Genomic DNA, 13636 nt, shown 5'->3' on the forward strand with positions numbered 1-13636 from the left:
CTGTTTCTGAGGCTGCAGTAGCGCGCATGCCTGTTAGGGTGACTGAACAGAGTATAGTTCCGTTAAAAAAACGGCGGCAAACGCGCCGCCGGATATTCAGGGCTGAACAGAAATATCTGTCGCGAAATAACGCTTCTGGATAGTGTCAAACGTGCCGTTTTTCTTCAGCTCATCAAACGCGTTGTTAAGCGCCGCTTTCAGTTCGGTATCGCCTTTACGCAGGCCAATGGCGGTGCCGGGGCCGATAAGCGGGTCCTGTACAATCGGACCTGCCAGCGCAAAATCACTGCCCTGCGGATGTTTCAGAAAGCCGATAGCCGCCTGTGCCGCGTCGGTAAACACCGCGTCCAGACGGCCGGAGATCAGGTCGCTTTCCACCTGGGCCTGGTCGCCATAGGGCACCACATTTACGCCGTGCGGCTGCCATTTGGCGCGCGCATAGCGCTCCTGCACCGTGCCCTGTTCAACGCCCACGCTCTTGCCCTTCAGCGACTCCGCCGTCGGCAGCAGACCGGAACCTTTACGCGCCATCAGCTGCACGTGGGTGTCATACATCGGTTCGGTAAAGTCGATCTGCTTCAGACGCTCTTCGGTCACGCCCATGTCAGAAAGGATAGCGTCAAACTTGCGCGCTTTCAGCGCCGGGATCATGCCGTCAAACTGGCTTTCAACCCAGACGCATTTTGCCTGCATCTGCGCGCACAGCGCGTTACCCAGATCGATATCGAATCCCACCAGTTTTCCCTGCGGCGTTTTAGATTCAAACGGCGGATAGGTCGGATCAACGGCAAAGCGCACCTGATCAATCTTTGCCTGCGCGCCAAAAGCGCAGCCAGCCAGCAGCGCCAGCGCTACGGTATTGCGCAGACGCGCGGTAAAACGGGAATGTGCCATAAACGGGTTCTTCTGTTGTAAAAGCGGGTATTCCGAGAGTACCCCCCGCGATGGCGGATGGCAATTAGAGGATTATTTTCATCACGTTACCATTATGCAGCCGCTGGTAATCGTTAATATTCAGCACTACGGATCTCTCCAGCACTCCGGCATTAAACGCGATTTCGCCATAGCGTTCAAACAACAGCGGATCGACTACCAGCCGTAAATCTTCATGAAAGCTAAACGGTGGAATCGCCCCAAATACACAGGCGGTCAGGGCATCCACTTCTGCCGGGGAGGCCAGCGAGGCACGACGTCCCCCCACCGCAGCCGCCACTTTACTCAGGTCTGCCTGCCGATCGGCCGGCAGTACCGCCAGGACATATTGTTTGATACCGTTACCTTTGACATGGCACACCAGCGCTTTCGCACCCTGGCCCACCTCTGTACCTCGCAAAGCCGCCACTGCTTCGCACTTCCCGGTCGCTGCATGCTCCAGCAGGCGATATTGAGCGCCGTGCTGGTCGAGCAGGGCGATAAGTTTTTCATGGGTGGTCATGGGATGCGCTTTGTTGAGCCAGCAGCGCAATCAGCGTTTGCCGCATATGAGATTGTTGTGGCAACAAACCCATTTCCAGCCCCAGCGGCCTGAAAGCGCGATTCAGCACATTCAGGGTCACGCTCTCTTTATCCTGTTCGATATCTGACAGGGTACGCCGGCTGATGCCAGCCAGCGTCGCATAGCGATCCTGTGAAAATCCAAGCACCTGTTTGCGGAGTTGCATAAGTAACTTGCCGTGGCTGGCTTTTTCTTCAATCGACTGACGTAATAACGCCAGTAATAACGCTTCACGTTCAAACGGCGTCATGGTTTTCTTCATAATTTCCACCCTGCGATACGCTCATCCAGAAAATTGAAGCCAACGCCGGGCATTTCGAGAATTGACGCAGGCACACCGCGTTGCGCCAGGCGCGCCTTAAGACCAGTCAGCTTTTTCGCTAGTATACGTAGCGCCTCCAGTAACCTTTTCTCAGAGACCAGATAGTTCAGACGTTGTGCAATCAGATGCCAGTTGTAATGACCGCCTTCTTCATACGGTGAGCCCCATTGTGTAGTACGAACCACACCTTCAGGATCGGCTTTCATGGGCGCAAAATCGTAAACGGGGGCAAGCCACATACCGCTGGTTTTTTTCAAAATAGCACTGTTACGGCCATGATTATCGGAGTTGCCAAAGGCAATGTTCAGCATGTCGCGTTTAACCCATTCAATAACCAGTGATTCGCGTTCTGCCTCTGCCAAATTCAACTTTTCAATCAGACAGTGAATGATGTCGAAATGGTTGAGATAGCTTCCCGGCGCTTTTTGCATCAGTGAGTAGACGGATTCCAGTCCATACAGGACTTTTCTGTTTTCAACGAACGCTATATCAAATCGTGGTAGCCATAGCGATGGGTAACGTGTGCCTTCGCACAACAGCATTTGCCTGGTATCAATGGTGTCTATGCCCAGTGCCTGAAGTTCATGATAGAAGTGATACTCGGCGCGCAGAATATCGCAATCAATCGGGCTGCGAGCACCACGCGGATATTTAACGAGATAAGGGGTATCCTGATTCAAAGGATCGTCTTGCCAGGTATCTATCCACACTTCCTGTTGTGCATTCCGGCGTAACAATAATTTTGGCGCTTCCCCGCCTGCACCCGTTGCACCGCCGCTGGCCGCGCCCATCTGCTGTGCGTATTCAAGAAAATCACTGTCGCGCTCAATAGCCCATTCTGCGGAAAAACGCCGGGTTGGCAGAGTGCTATTCACAGGAAGCTGTGGCAGAGACTCTTTAATACGCAGATTACCCACGGGGGCGATGGTACCCGCTTTCAATAGCGCGTAATCCTGCTCACCTGCGGATTTGCCCTGCAGTCCCGGTTGGCTGATCCAATAACGACGGCTGGCACCGGCCGGAATAATATCATCCAGAAACCCAAACCAGGGCTGCGCAAAATGGCTACCGATTAGCATGACAGGATAATTCAGGCTACAACTGGCAATATCATTGCGCTCCAGGTGTTCTGCTGCATAGGTAAAGTCATAAGCCAGTAATGCTTCGCTGCCACGACCAAGCTGGGGGACGTTAATATTGAGCATGGCAGCATCATGCCAGACACCGTCAAGGTAAAGTTGTAAGGTCAGCATAGCCAGCCCTTTTTGCGCAGTATATTGCTCAATATTAGCTGAATTTAATTTTTTTGAGAAGAATGCTGCTCAAAATAGTTCATTTTCATTGATTTTGAGCAGCATATTGCACAATTGGTTACTTATGACGGGCGCGCAGGTTATTAACGATCGCGCTTAAATCCAGATCCTGATCCTGCAGCAGCACCATCAGGTGATAGAGCAGGTCGGAGGCTTCATTGGTCAGTTCATGACGATCGTTTACCGTGGCTGCCAGCGCGGTCTCCACGCCTTCTTCACCAACCTTCTGCGCAATACGCTTGGTGCCGCTGGCGTAGAGGCTGGCGGTATAGGAGCTGGCAGGATCGGCGTGTTTACGCGACGCCAGCAGCTGTTCCAGCTGGTAAAGGAACGCCCACTCCGGGGCGGCGGGTGAGAAACAGCTGGTGGTGCCAAGATGGCACGTCGGCCCGATGGGGTTTGCCAGCACCAGCAGCGTATCGTTATCGCAGTCCGGTGTCATACTCACCACCTGCAGAAAGTGGCCGGAGCTTTCGCCCTTGGTCCAGAGCCGCTCTTTGGTACGCGAGAAAAACGTGACATTACCTTCCGCCAGCGTTTTTTCCAGCGCCGCCTCATTCATATAACCGTGCATCAGCACTTCGCCGGAGACGCTGTGCTGCACGATAACAGGCATCATGCCCGCGGTTTTGACCCAGTCCAGGCGGGCCAGTTGGTCTGCTGTTAACACGCGCGAATCTCCACACCGTTGTCGATCAGAAAGTTTTTCAGCTCCCTGATATTAATAATCTGCTTGTGAAACACTGACGCCGCCAGCGCGCCATCAACGTTTGCCTGCGTAAACGCGTCGAGAAAGTGCGGCATGGTGCCGGCTCCGCCGGATGCGATCAGTGGCACCCTGCACACGTCGCGTACTTTCTGCAGCTGAACCAGGTCATAGCCATTGCGTACACCATCCTGATTCATCATATTCAGTACAATTTCGCCCGCGCCCAGCTTCTGTACTTCTTTGACCCAGTCAAGGGTTTCCCACTGCGTCACCTGAGTACGCGCTTCATCACCGGTGTACTGATTAACGTGATATTTACCGCTCGCTTCATCAAACCAGGTATCAATCCCCACCACGATGCACTGCACGCCAAAACGGTCGGCGAGACGGGTGATCAGCGTCGGATCCGCCAGTGCCGGGGAGTTCACAGAGATTTTGTCGGCACCAAACTGCAGAATGCGCGCGGCATCCTCCTCACTCCTGATGCCGCCCGCGACGCAGAACGGAATGTCGATCACTTCTGCTACGCGTGAGACCCAGCTTTTATCGACCACGCGGCCATCCGATGAGGCGGTGATGTCATAAAACACCAGCTCGTCGGCCCCTTCCTGCGCGTAGCGCTGCGCCAGCGGCACAATGTCGCCGATGATTTCGTGATTGCGGAACTGCACGCCTTTTACAACCTGTCCGTCACGCACGTCCAGACAGGGAATTATCCGTTTTGCCAGCATGAAATCGCCTCCGCTACCGTAAATTTGTCTTCCAGCAGGGCGCGACCGACGATCACACCCTGCGCACCGCTGCCGCGCAGCGCGGCGATATCTGCCAGCGAGCCAATGCCACCGGAACTCTGAAAGGCGATGTCCGGGAAAGCGTCTGACACTTCTTTATACAGCGCCACGTTTGAGCCGCTCAGCGTGCCGTCGCGCGAAATGTCAGTGCAGAGCACGTGCTTCAGGCCCACGGACTGATACCCGCTAATCACCTCTTCCAGCGTAACGCCCGCCGCTTCCTGCCAGCCGCTGATCGCCACCTCTTTACGGTTAGCCGCGTCAATACGCACATCCAGCGCCAGCACAATGGCGTCCGCACCAAATTCGGTAAACCACGCTTTCACCGCTTCCGGCTGTTTGACGGCCGTAGAGCCAACCACCACGCGCGTGGCCCCGGCGGCAAGCAGGGCCGCCACATCATCACGGTGACGAATGCCGCCGCCAACCTGCACCGGCACGCTGACGCCGCGCAGCAGCGTGGTCAGCAGAGGGATCTGGCGTTTAGCCGGATCTTTCGCACCGGTTAAATCCACCAGGTGCAGCACACCGGCACCCTGGCGTTCATACTCCTGCAGGCGCGGCAGCGGATCGCTGCCGTAGTCGCGCTGCTGGCCGTAGTCGCCCTGATGCAGGCGCACCACCTTGCCATCAATCAAATCTAACGCGGGGATAATCATTACATCTCCAGAAAGTTTTTCAGCAGCTGCGCGCCCGCTTTGCCGGAGCGCTCGGGGTGAAACTGCACGCCAAAGAAGTTATCTTTCTGCAGCGCGGCGGTAAAAGGCAGGCCGTAGTCGCACTGCGCGATAGTCGCGGCGTTAACCGGCATCGCGTAGCTGTGAACAAAGTAGAAGTAGCTGCCATCCGGAATATCGCGGAACAGATGATGTCCCGCTTTTGCAGTGATCTGATTCCAGCCCATGTGCGGCAGCGGCAGATCCTGCGTATCCATCAGCGCCACCGGCTCATCAACAATGCCCAGCGTGGTGATGCCGCCGTTCTCGTCGCTGCCGCGCCCCAGCAGCTGCATACCGAGACAGATCCCCAGCACCGGCTGCGTACAGGCTTTGATCAGCTCAATCAGCTCGCGCTCTGCCAGCTGATTCATCGCCGCCTGCGCGGTGCCAACGCCCGGCAGCAGCAGCTTATCGGCGCGCAGCACCACATCCGGATCGCGGCTGACCGTGGGCGTATAGCCAAGACGCTCAATCGCCCATTTTACCGAAGAGAGATTGGCGCAGCCGGTGTCGAGAATGACCACGTTCATCACAGCACTCCTTTTGAGCTCGGCAGGGTATTACCTTCCACACGGATCGCCTGGCGCAGCGTGCGGCCAAACGCTTTGAACAAACTTTCCACGCGATGGTGATCGTTACGGCCTTTGGTTTTCAGGTGCAGCGTGCTCATCATGGCGTAGGAGAGCGAGCGGAAGAAGTGCTCGACCATCTCTGTACTGAGATCGCCCACGCGCTGATAGCTGAACTCCGCTTTGTATTCGAGATGCGGCCGGCCGGAGATATCCAGCGCGCAGCGCGCCAGACACTCATCCATTGGCAGCACAAAGCCGAAGCGGCCAATACCACGCTTGTCGCCCAGCGCCCTGAGCAGCGCTTCACCCAGCGCCAGGCCGGTATCTTCCACCGTGTGGTGATCGTCGATATAGAGATCGCCTTTCACATCGATGTTCATGCGAAAGCCGCCGTGTACCGCGATCTGATCCAGCATGTGGTCAAAAAAGCCGACGCCGGTGTTAATTTTGCTGCCGCCTTCGCGGTCGAGCCACACTTCCACTTTGATCTGGGTCTCTTTGGTGTTGCGGTTCACCAGCGCATAGCGGTCGCGCTGAGTCAGGCGCGCCTGAATGGATGCCCAGCTCTCACCTTCAGCGCCGTAGCGCAGGCCCTGAATACCCATGTTTTCCGCCAGCTGCAGATCGGTCTGACGATCGCCAATCACATAGCTGCTGGCTTTATCCAGCGCGCCTTCTGCCAGCCACGCTTCTACCAGCCGGGTTTTGGGTTTGCGGCAGTCGCAGTTATCGGCGGGCAGGTGAGGGCAGATCAGCACGTCGCTGAAGTTAATTCCCTGCGAGGTGAAGATCTGCATCATCAGCGTATGCGGCGCGTCAAAATCGGCCTGCGGGAAACTTTCGGTGCCGAGGCCATCCTGATTGGTGATCATCACCAGCTGGTAACCCGCTTCCTGCAGCGCCAGCAGGGCAGGGATAACATCTTTCTCCAGCGCCAGTTTATCCAGGCGATCTACCTGAAAGTCGGACGGTGGTTCGGCAATTAACGTGCCGTCACGGTCAATAAAAAGGATCTTCTGGCTCATGCTTACTCCACGGAAAGGGCTTGCAGCGCGGCGATGAGGCGCTCGCACTCGGTTCGGGTACCAATTGAGATGCGCAGGCATCCGGCAAGACCGGGATTTTTGTTCTGGTCACGCAGAATAATGCCCTGATCCCACAGCGATTTAAACACGGCTGGCGAGTCGGTGAAGCGCGCAAGAATATAGTTAGTCTCGCTCGGAAACACCTGCTCCACCACGCTCAGCTGCGGTAGCTGTTCGCACAGCCATGCGCGGTTCGCATTGAGTTCGGCAACGTGCTGACGCATCAGCGTGATACCCGCCTCGCTCAGCGCCTGTGCTGCAACGTCAGCGACCGGCGTGGCCAGCGGATAAGGCGCGATCACCTTCATCAGCAGGTCGATAACCGGCTTGTTCGCCAGGGTGAAACCGCAGCGCAGACCCGCCAGCGCAAACGCTTTTGACAGGGTGCGGAGGATCACCAGATGCGGAAATTCCTGCAGCCACGCCGCAAGCGTTGCGGCCGGGCAGAACTCAATATATGCCTCATCTGCTACCACCAGCGCTTTACCGGCGGTCATGGCCAGCAGCGCCCGGATATCATCCTGATTGATCAGGTTGCCGGTCGGATTGTTCGGGCTGCAGAGATAAACCACTTTTACGCCGTCGAGCCTGCCGGCAATCGCCGGCAGGTTAAGCTGCCAGTTGTCCAGCGCCGGAACGGTACGGTACTCAATGCCGATGGTTTCCGCGCTGACGCTGTACATACCATACGTTGGCGGGCAGAACAGAATGGCATCTTTACCCGGTTCGCAGAACGCACGCATCAGTAGCTCAATGCCTTCATCAGCGCCGCGGCTGACCAGAACCTGCTCCGGCGTTAACCCGGCGTAAGCGGCATAACGCTCAATCACCACGCGCGGCTGGCACTCCGGATAGCGATTCAGCGTCTGCTGCGACAGCTCAAACGGCACCGGCAGCGGAAACTCGTTAGCGTTCAGCCAGACATCACCGTTGCCACCCAGGCGACGCGCTGACTGGTAAGGCGTCAGGGCGCGGACGTTAGCGCGCGCTAACGCTTCAATTTCAGTGCTCATGCTTGCTCCTTCAGGGCGGCAACGCGCAGGGTAACGGCGTTTTTGTGTGCATCAAGCTGCTCGGCGGCGGCCAGAGTTTCAATGGTAGCGGCCAGGTTCATGAAGCCCTGCGGCGTCAGCTCCTGCACCGTCATACGCTTCTGAAAATCTGCCAGTCCGAGGCTGGAGCTGGTGGCGGTATAACCATAGGTTGGCAGCACGTGGTTAGTGCCCGAAGCGTAGTCCCCGGCGGATTCCGGTGACCAGTCGCCGAGAAACACCGAGCCGGCACTGGTGATGGCATCGACCAGATCGCGCGGCTGGCGCGTCTGAATGATCAGGTGCTCCGGTCCATACTGGTTTGAGATCGCCACACACTGTGCCAGATCCCGGGCCACAATCAGGCGACTGCTCGCCAGCGCCTGACGTGCGGTTGCGGCGCGCGGCAGTGCAGCCAGCTGCGTCTCAACGGCCTGCGCCACCTCGCTGGCCAGCGCCTGCGATGGCGTCAGCAGAATAACCTGGGAGTCAGGACCGTGCTCCGCCTGCGACAGCAGATCGGAGGCGACAAACGCGGGCGTTGCCCCTCCATCAGCAATAACCAGCACTTCAGAGGGGCCGGCAGGCATATCAATAGCCGCGCCGTCGAGCCGCTGGCTGACCTGCCGCTTCGCCTCCGTCACCCAGGCGTTGCCCGGGCCAAAGATTTTATCCACTTTCGGCACCGTTTCTGTGCCGAAAGCCAGCGCAGCAATCGCCTGCGCGCCGCCGACCTGAAATACCTCCTGAACGCCGCACAGCTGCGCGGCATACAGAATTTCATCGGCAATCGGTGGCGGGGAGCAGAGCACCACGCGGCCGCAGCCGGCGATGCGCGCCGGCGTTGCCAGCATCAGCACGGTGGAAAAGAGAGGCGCTGAACCGCCCGGAATATAGAGGCCCACCGACTGCACCGGCCGTGTGATCTGCTGACAGCGCACGCCGGGCTGCGTTTCGACATCCACCGCGGCCAGAATCTGGGCGTTGTGGAAGGTCTCAATATTGCGCACGGCCACCGCCATCGCCTGTTTAAGCTCGTCGCTCAGGCGCGCACCGGCGGCCTGCATCTCTGCCGCAGAGACGCGCAGATTGCTGACCTGTGCTTTATCAAACTGCGCGCTGAAATCCCGCAGTGCCGCGTCGCCGCGCGATTTCACTTCTGCCAGCACGTTCTGCACGGTGGCGCTGACGGTGGCAGAAGCGGCGATTGCCGGGCGCTGCAGCAAGGCCTGCTGCTGTTCAGCGTCACACTGCTGCCAGCTGATTGGGGTCATCAGGGTGCTCATCGGTTACTCCAGCATTTTTTCAATTGGCAGCACCAGAATTGAGCTGGCACCCAGCGCTTTCAGTTTTTCCATGGTTTCCCAGAACAGCGTCTCGCTGCTGACCATGTGCATCGCCACGCGGCTCACTTCGCCCGCCAGCGGCAGCACGGTCGGGCGCTCGGCACCTGGCAGCAGAGCGATCACCTCTTCCAGACGCTCGCTCGGCGCGTGCAGCATGATATATTTCGATTCACGCGCTTTGATGACGCCCTGAATGCGCGTCATCATTGTATCAACCAGCGCCTGCTTTGCGGCTGGCAGCTCACCGTCGCGCTGGATCAGTACCGCTTTGGAGCGATAAATCACCTCCACTTCGCGCAGGCCGTTGGCCTCAAGCGTGGCGCCGGTAGAGACCAGATCGCAGATCGCATCGGCCAGGCCCGCACGCGGCGCGACCTCTACAGAGCCGTTCAGCAGGCAGGATTTAAACGCGATGTCCTGTTTATCGAGATACTGCTTCAGCAGGTGCGGATAAGAGGTCGCGATGCGGGCGTTGCTGAGACACTGCGGACCGGTGTATTCGGCATCAACCGGCATCGCCAGCGACAGGCGGCAGCCGCCGAAATCCAGGCGACGCAGCGTGAAGTAGCGCGGGTCTTCGCCCTGCGAACGGCGGGTCAGCAGCTCCTCTTCCAGCACGTTCTCACCGACAATGCCGAGATCGACCACGCCATCCATAACCAGGCCGGGAATATCGTCATCGCGCACGCGCAGGATATCGATAGGCATGTTCTCCGCAAACGCAATCAGACGCTGCTGCTGAAGGTTGATTTTGATGCCGCAGCGCGCCAGCAGTTCGCGTGATTCATCACTCAAACGGCCAGATTTCTGCATAGCTATGCGTAAACGGGTGTTATCTAACATGGTTCCTGTCCTCTTATTTGATCCTGTCTGAACGTGTTGCGTTTGCGTTCGCCCATAAAAAAACCCCCGGAAGATGATCTTCCGGGGGCTCTCTTTGCGCTCGCACCACTGGAAGATCCTGAACGTCTCCCAGCACACATCGCCTGAAAGACTAGTCAGGGTGATGGTGGTGATGATGGTTGAACTGAACGCGTGTCATAATAAATTCCGTTGCTGAATGAGTATTCATTTGCGTGCTGATTAACCTAGCGAAGATGGCGCGGCTTGGCAACCCTTTTTTAACGTCAGTTTACGGAACCTTCCGCAACACTTTGCGCTGGTTTGCCGGGCAGCCCCGCTCTAAGATGAGAGAACAATGGCGCGCAACAGCAGGAGCAGAGATGAAACGAGTCGCGATTACGGGTCTGGGCTGGCTGGGTATGCCGCTGGCAATGGCGCTGACGGCGCGGGGCTGGGACGTCACCGGCACGAAAACCACGCCGGATGGCGTTGAAGCCGCGCGGCGCTGCGGCATTGAAGCGTTTCAGCTGAAACTGACGCCGGAAATTGAGTGTGATGCAGATGAACTTGAGACGCTGATGCAGGTGGATGCGCTGGTGGTCACGCTGCCTGCCAGTCGCACCGTGCAGGGTGCTGATGCCTATATGCAGGCGGTGCAAAACGTAGTGGACACGGCGCTGGCAAGCCGGGTGCCACGCATTATATTCACCAGCTCCACCTCGGTGTATGGCGCAGGCGAGGGGGTCATGAAAGAGCAGAGTGCGCTGCAGCCGGAGACGGTCGCCGGCAAAACGCTGGTTGAGCTGGAGCACTGGCTGCACGGCCTGCCAGGCACCAGCGTGGATATTCTGCGGCTCGCCGGCCTGGTAGGACCAGACCGTCATCCTGGCCGCTTTCTTGCCGGAAAAACCGGGCTGGAACAGGGCAGCCACGGCGTCAACCTGGTGCATCTGGATGATGTGGTGGAAGCGATTATGCTGCTGCTGCAGCGGCCGAAAGGAGGGCATACCTACAACCTCTGCGCGCCGCATCATCCGTCGCGGGATACGTTTTATCCTGACGTCACAAAGAAGCTGGGTCTGGTGCCCCCGACGTTCAGTGCGCAGCCTGACCGGCCAACCGGGAAGCTGATCGATGGCACAAAAATTTGTGATGAGCTCGGCTTTGAGTATCGTTATCCCGATCCGGCGCGCATGCCGCTGGCCTAAACGCAGCGGGAGACACGCATCTCCCGCTGCGGATCAGACGCCCAGCCGATCGCGTAATGCATACCATACGGCACCCATCGCCGTCAGCGGGACTTTAAACCGGCGTCCGCCCGGGAATGGCAGGTGCGGAAGCCGGGCAAAAGCGTCAAACCGCTCCGCCTGACCGCGCAGCACTTCGGCAATCAGCTTGCCGGCGAGATGCGTGCAGGTGACGCCGTGGCCGCTGTCGCCCTGCATAAAATAGGCGTTGCGCTCCAGCTGACCAAACTGCGGCATACGCGACAGCGTCAGCAGGAAATTACCGCTCCAGCGGTGGCTGATTTTGATAGTGCGCAGCTGGGGAAACGTGCGCTGCAGCTTGGGCAGGATCAGGGCATCGATATCAGCCGGTTCGCGCGCGCCATACACCACGCCCCCGCCATACAGCAGGCGGTTATCCGCAGTAAGACGGAAGTAATCGAGCAGATAGTTACAATCCTCCACGCAGTAGTTGTTAGGCAGCAGCCCCAGCGCCTGGTCACGGCTGAGCGGTTCGGTGGTCACAATCTGTGAGCCGCACGGCATGCTTTTACGGCTCAGGCGCGGCTCCAGCTGCGCCGGCAGATAGGCGTTACCGGCAAAAATCACAAAGGTGGCGTGTACCTCTCCGTGCGCGGTGGTAATGCGGTGCGGTGTACCGTAGTGTACGCCGAGGGCAGCAGAGTGTTCATAGATGCGCCCGCCGTGGCGGCGGATCGCCTCCGCTTCTCCCAGCGCCAGATTCAGCGGGTGCAGATGTGCGCCGCGCTTATCCAGCAGGCCACCGACATAGCGATCGGTAGCGATCTCCCGCCGGATACCGCGCTCATCCAGCAGCTCCAGGCTCTGATTACCGTAGCGCGCCCAGCTCGCCTGCTGACGCCGCAGGTGGCCCATCTGCCGCTGATTCAGGGCGGCAAAAATACCGCCCGGCCGGTAGTCGCAGCTGATCGCATAGCGATCGATACGGTCGCGGATAATATCGGCACCCTCAAACATCATGCTGCCCAGCATCGCTGCGGTCGCTTTACCGTAGCGCTGCTCTATTACATCCACGTCGCGGCTGTAGGAATTCACCACCTGACCGCCGTTGCGTCCGCTGGCGCCAAAGCCGATGGTGGCCGCCTCCAGCACAACCACGTCGTAGCCCGCTTCGGTCAGAAACAGCGCCGAGGAGAGGCCGGTAAAGCCGCCGCCGATAATACAGACGTCGCACTGAATGCTCTCCTGCAGCGCAGGCCAGGGGGCGTGCGGGTTGGCGCTGGCTGCGTAATAGCTCTCCACATGATGCATCACATCCTCCTCAGGGTCGTGACCGGTGATAATCGCTGGCGGCCTGAATAAATGCAGCAAACAGCTGACGTGAAACCGGGTTCTGCTCAGACTGCCACTCCGGATGCCACTGCACCGCCAGCGCAAAAGGGTGATGACGCAGGCTCACCGCCTCAATTACGCCATCTGCGGCGCGCGCCTCTATGCGCAGCTGCGGTCCCGGCGTGCGTACGCCCTGCGCATGCAGTGAGTTAACGGTAAAGGGGGCATGGCAGTCAGGCAGCTGACTCAGCAACCCGTCCGGTTCCGGCGTGACCAGATGCGCCGCCGCGTACTGCTGCGACAGCGGCCGCGCAGGATCTTCACGGTGATCCTGAAATCCTTCAACCTGATGCAGCTGACGATACAGGGCACCGCCGTTGGCGACCACCAGCTCCTGCAGGCCGCGGCAGATACCAAACAGCGGCATCTGCCGGCTGGTCGCCCAGGTAATGGCAGCAAAAGCCAGGCGGTCGCGGGCCGGATCGCTGTGCGCTTCACTGCCCGCTTCGCCATAGTGCCAGGGTTCAATGTTGCTGGGGCTGCCAGGCAGCAGCAGGCCGTCCAGCAGCGCCATGCTTTGCGCCAGCAACTCTGGTGCGTCCAGCAGCTGATGCGGCAGCGGCAGCGGAACACCGCCCGCCGCGACCACCGCATCCGGATATTTATTGTGCAGCGTCTGAGCGGGGTGGGGGCCAGTCATATTCTGGCACATCACTATCCCGATCAGCGGTTTTACAGAATCTGTCATCATCCGGTTACCACGCTGAGAGTACGATCGCTCTGCCGGCAGGGTCAGGCAGGCGCGTAAGCGAGCCTGTTATTCTCAATCTAATCTGCCCGCGCCGAACTGCAAACCAGATTGTTACATTT

16 protein-coding genes and 1 other annotated feature are annotated in these 13636 nt (G+C 58.5%); of the genes, 1 reads left to right on the top strand and 15 read right to left on the bottom strand.

The features are described 5' to 3' along the window. Window positions 1–96: 96 nt before the first annotated feature. From SB719_RS01130 to hisL, 13 genes are all read right to left on the bottom strand, one after another. Window positions 97–894, bottom strand: a complete 798-nt coding sequence (locus SB719_RS01130; RefSeq protein ID WP_304233101.1) for an ABC transporter substrate-binding protein — start codon at window positions 892–894, stop codon at window positions 97–99. A gap of 64 nt (window positions 895–958) precedes the next feature. Continuing rightward, the gene (locus tag SB719_RS01135) at window positions 959–1435 is read right to left on the bottom strand and encodes a YbaK/prolyl-tRNA synthetase associated domain-containing protein (protein WP_292976529.1); all 477 of its coding nucleotides are present in this window, start codon (window positions 1433–1435) and stop codon (window positions 959–961) included. Next, entirely contained in the window at window positions 1422–1757 is a 336-nt protein-coding gene (locus tag SB719_RS01140; RefSeq protein ID WP_065648938.1) for a helix-turn-helix domain-containing protein, read from the bottom strand. The genes SB719_RS01135 and SB719_RS01140 overlap by 14 nt, the downstream gene beginning before the upstream one ends. Further along, complete coding sequence (locus SB719_RS01145) at window positions 1754–3070, bottom strand: type II toxin-antitoxin system HipA family toxin (protein WP_412158779.1); 1317 nt, start codon at window positions 3068–3070, stop codon at window positions 1754–1756. The genes SB719_RS01140 and SB719_RS01145 overlap by 4 nt, the downstream gene beginning before the upstream one ends. A gap of 118 nt (window positions 3071–3188) precedes the next feature. Beyond that, window positions 3189–3800 (bottom strand): bifunctional phosphoribosyl-AMP cyclohydrolase/phosphoribosyl-ATP diphosphatase HisIE, encoded by a 612-nt coding sequence (gene hisIE, locus SB719_RS01150; protein ID WP_292976535.1) that lies wholly within the window; start codon window positions 3798–3800, stop codon window positions 3189–3191. After that, window positions 3794–4570 carry an imidazole glycerol phosphate synthase subunit HisF gene (gene hisF, locus SB719_RS01155; protein WP_065648941.1) on the bottom strand — a complete coding sequence of 259 codons (777 nt, stop codon included), beginning with the start codon at window positions 4568–4570 and terminating at the stop codon, window positions 3794–3796. Before hisF ends, hisIE begins: the two co-directional genes overlap by 7 nt. Further along, window positions 4552–5289: a 1-(5-phosphoribosyl)-5-[(5-phosphoribosylamino)methylideneamino]imidazole-4-carboxamide isomerase gene (hisA, locus tag SB719_RS01160; protein WP_292976540.1), complete on the bottom strand. Its 738-nt coding sequence runs from the start codon at window positions 5287–5289 to the stop codon at window positions 4552–4554. Before hisA ends, hisF begins: the two co-directional genes overlap by 19 nt. After that, on the bottom strand, window positions 5289–5879 hold the full coding sequence (gene hisH / locus SB719_RS01165) for an imidazole glycerol phosphate synthase subunit HisH (protein WP_065648943.1): 591 nt from the start codon (window positions 5877–5879) through the stop codon (window positions 5289–5291). The genes hisA and hisH overlap by 1 nt, the downstream gene beginning before the upstream one ends. After that, complete coding sequence (gene hisB / locus SB719_RS01170; RefSeq protein WP_065648944.1) at window positions 5879–6946, bottom strand: bifunctional histidinol-phosphatase/imidazoleglycerol-phosphate dehydratase HisB; 1068 nt, start codon at window positions 6944–6946, stop codon at window positions 5879–5881. Before hisB ends, hisH begins: the two co-directional genes overlap by 1 nt. A 2-nt stretch (window positions 6947–6948) precedes the next feature. Further along, window positions 6949–8019: a histidinol-phosphate transaminase gene (gene hisC, locus SB719_RS01175; protein WP_304233089.1), complete on the bottom strand. Its 1071-nt coding sequence runs from the start codon at window positions 8017–8019 to the stop codon at window positions 6949–6951. Beyond that, window positions 8016–9323, bottom strand: a complete 1308-nt coding sequence (gene hisD / locus SB719_RS01180; RefSeq protein WP_304233085.1) for a histidinol dehydrogenase — start codon at window positions 9321–9323, stop codon at window positions 8016–8018. The genes hisC and hisD overlap by 4 nt, the downstream gene beginning before the upstream one ends. Before the next feature lie 3 nt (window positions 9324–9326). Next, window positions 9327–10226: an ATP phosphoribosyltransferase gene (gene hisG / locus SB719_RS01185; RefSeq protein WP_065648947.1), complete on the bottom strand. Its 900-nt coding sequence runs from the start codon at window positions 10224–10226 to the stop codon at window positions 9327–9329. A 54-nt stretch (window positions 10227–10280) separates the two neighbouring features. Continuing rightward, window positions 10281–10402: a sequence feature (His leader region), on the bottom strand. After that, a complete protein-coding gene (gene hisL, locus SB719_RS01190) occupies window positions 10378–10425 on the bottom strand; it encodes a his operon leader peptide (RefSeq protein WP_100396937.1) in 48 nt (15 codons plus the stop codon). (Overlaps the previous feature by 25 nt.) A gap of 181 nt (window positions 10426–10606) precedes the next feature. On the opposite strand from hisL, the gene SB719_RS01195 reads away from it, so the two are divergent. After that, window positions 10607–11434, top strand: a complete 828-nt coding sequence (locus tag SB719_RS01195; protein WP_314688037.1) for an SDR family oxidoreductase — start codon at window positions 10607–10609, stop codon at window positions 11432–11434. Between the two features lie 33 nt (window positions 11435–11467). On the opposite strand, the gene SB719_RS01200 is transcribed toward SB719_RS01195, so the two are convergent. Both SB719_RS01200 and puuD read right to left on the bottom strand, forming a co-directional pair. Then, window positions 11468–12745, bottom strand: coding sequence for an NAD(P)/FAD-dependent oxidoreductase (locus SB719_RS01200; protein WP_065648949.1), 1278 nt, complete (start codon window positions 12743–12745; stop codon window positions 11468–11470). Between the two features lie 10 nt (window positions 12746–12755). Further along, entirely contained in the window at window positions 12756–13517 is a 762-nt protein-coding gene (puuD, locus tag SB719_RS01205) for a gamma-glutamyl-gamma-aminobutyrate hydrolase (protein WP_293004852.1), read from the bottom strand. Between the last annotated feature and the right edge of the window lie 119 nt (window positions 13518–13636).

Origin of the sequence: Pantoea sp. SIMBA_079 (genome assembly GCF_046940275.1) — a bacterium.
In the GTDB taxonomy this organism is placed as follows: domain Bacteria; phylum Pseudomonadota; class Gammaproteobacteria; order Enterobacterales; family Enterobacteriaceae; genus Pantoea; species Pantoea borealis.

Bases quoted from the DNA above. Each gene is read 5' to 3' on its own strand.
- SB719_RS01130 (WP_304233101.1), bottom strand. From the start codon at position 894: ATGGCACATTCCCGTTTTACCGCGCGTCTGCGCAATACCGTAGCGCTG.
- SB719_RS01135 (WP_292976529.1), bottom strand. From the start codon at position 1,435: ATGACCACCCATGAAAAACTTATCGCCCTGCTCGACCAGCACGGCGCT.
- SB719_RS01140 (WP_065648938.1), bottom strand. From the start codon at position 1,757: ATGAAGAAAACCATGACGCCGTTTGAACGTGAAGCGTTATTACTGGCG.
- SB719_RS01145 (WP_412158779.1), bottom strand. From the start codon at position 3,070: ATGCTGACCTTACAACTTTACCTTGACGGTGTCTGGCATGATGCTGCC.
- hisF (WP_065648941.1), bottom strand. From the start codon at position 4,570: ATGCTGGCAAAACGGATAATTCCCTGTCTGGACGTGCGTGACGGACAG.
- hisA (WP_292976540.1), bottom strand. From the start codon at position 5,289: ATGATTATCCCCGCGTTAGATTTGATTGATGGCAAGGTGGTGCGCCTG.
- hisH (WP_065648943.1), bottom strand. From the start codon at position 5,879: ATGAACGTGGTCATTCTCGACACCGGCTGCGCCAATCTCTCTTCGGTA.
- hisB (WP_065648944.1), bottom strand. From the start codon at position 6,946: ATGAGCCAGAAGATCCTTTTTATTGACCGTGACGGCACGTTAATTGCC.
- hisC (WP_304233089.1), bottom strand. From the start codon at position 8,019: ATGAGCACTGAAATTGAAGCGTTAGCGCGCGCTAACGTCCGCGCCCTG.
- hisD (WP_304233085.1), bottom strand. From the start codon at position 9,323: ATGAGCACCCTGATGACCCCAATCAGCTGGCAGCAGTGTGACGCTGAA.
- hisG (WP_065648947.1), bottom strand. From the start codon at position 10,226: ATGTTAGATAACACCCGTTTACGCATAGCTATGCAGAAATCTGGCCGT.
- SB719_RS01195 (WP_314688037.1), top strand. From the start codon at position 10,607: ATGAAACGAGTCGCGATTACGGGTCTGGGCTGGCTGGGTATGCCGCTG.
- SB719_RS01200 (WP_065648949.1), bottom strand. From the start codon at position 12,745: ATGCATCATGTGGAGAGCTATTACGCAGCCAGCGCCAACCCGCACGCC.
- puuD (WP_293004852.1), bottom strand. From the start codon at position 13,517: ATGATGACAGATTCTGTAAAACCGCTGATCGGGATAGTGATGTGCCAG.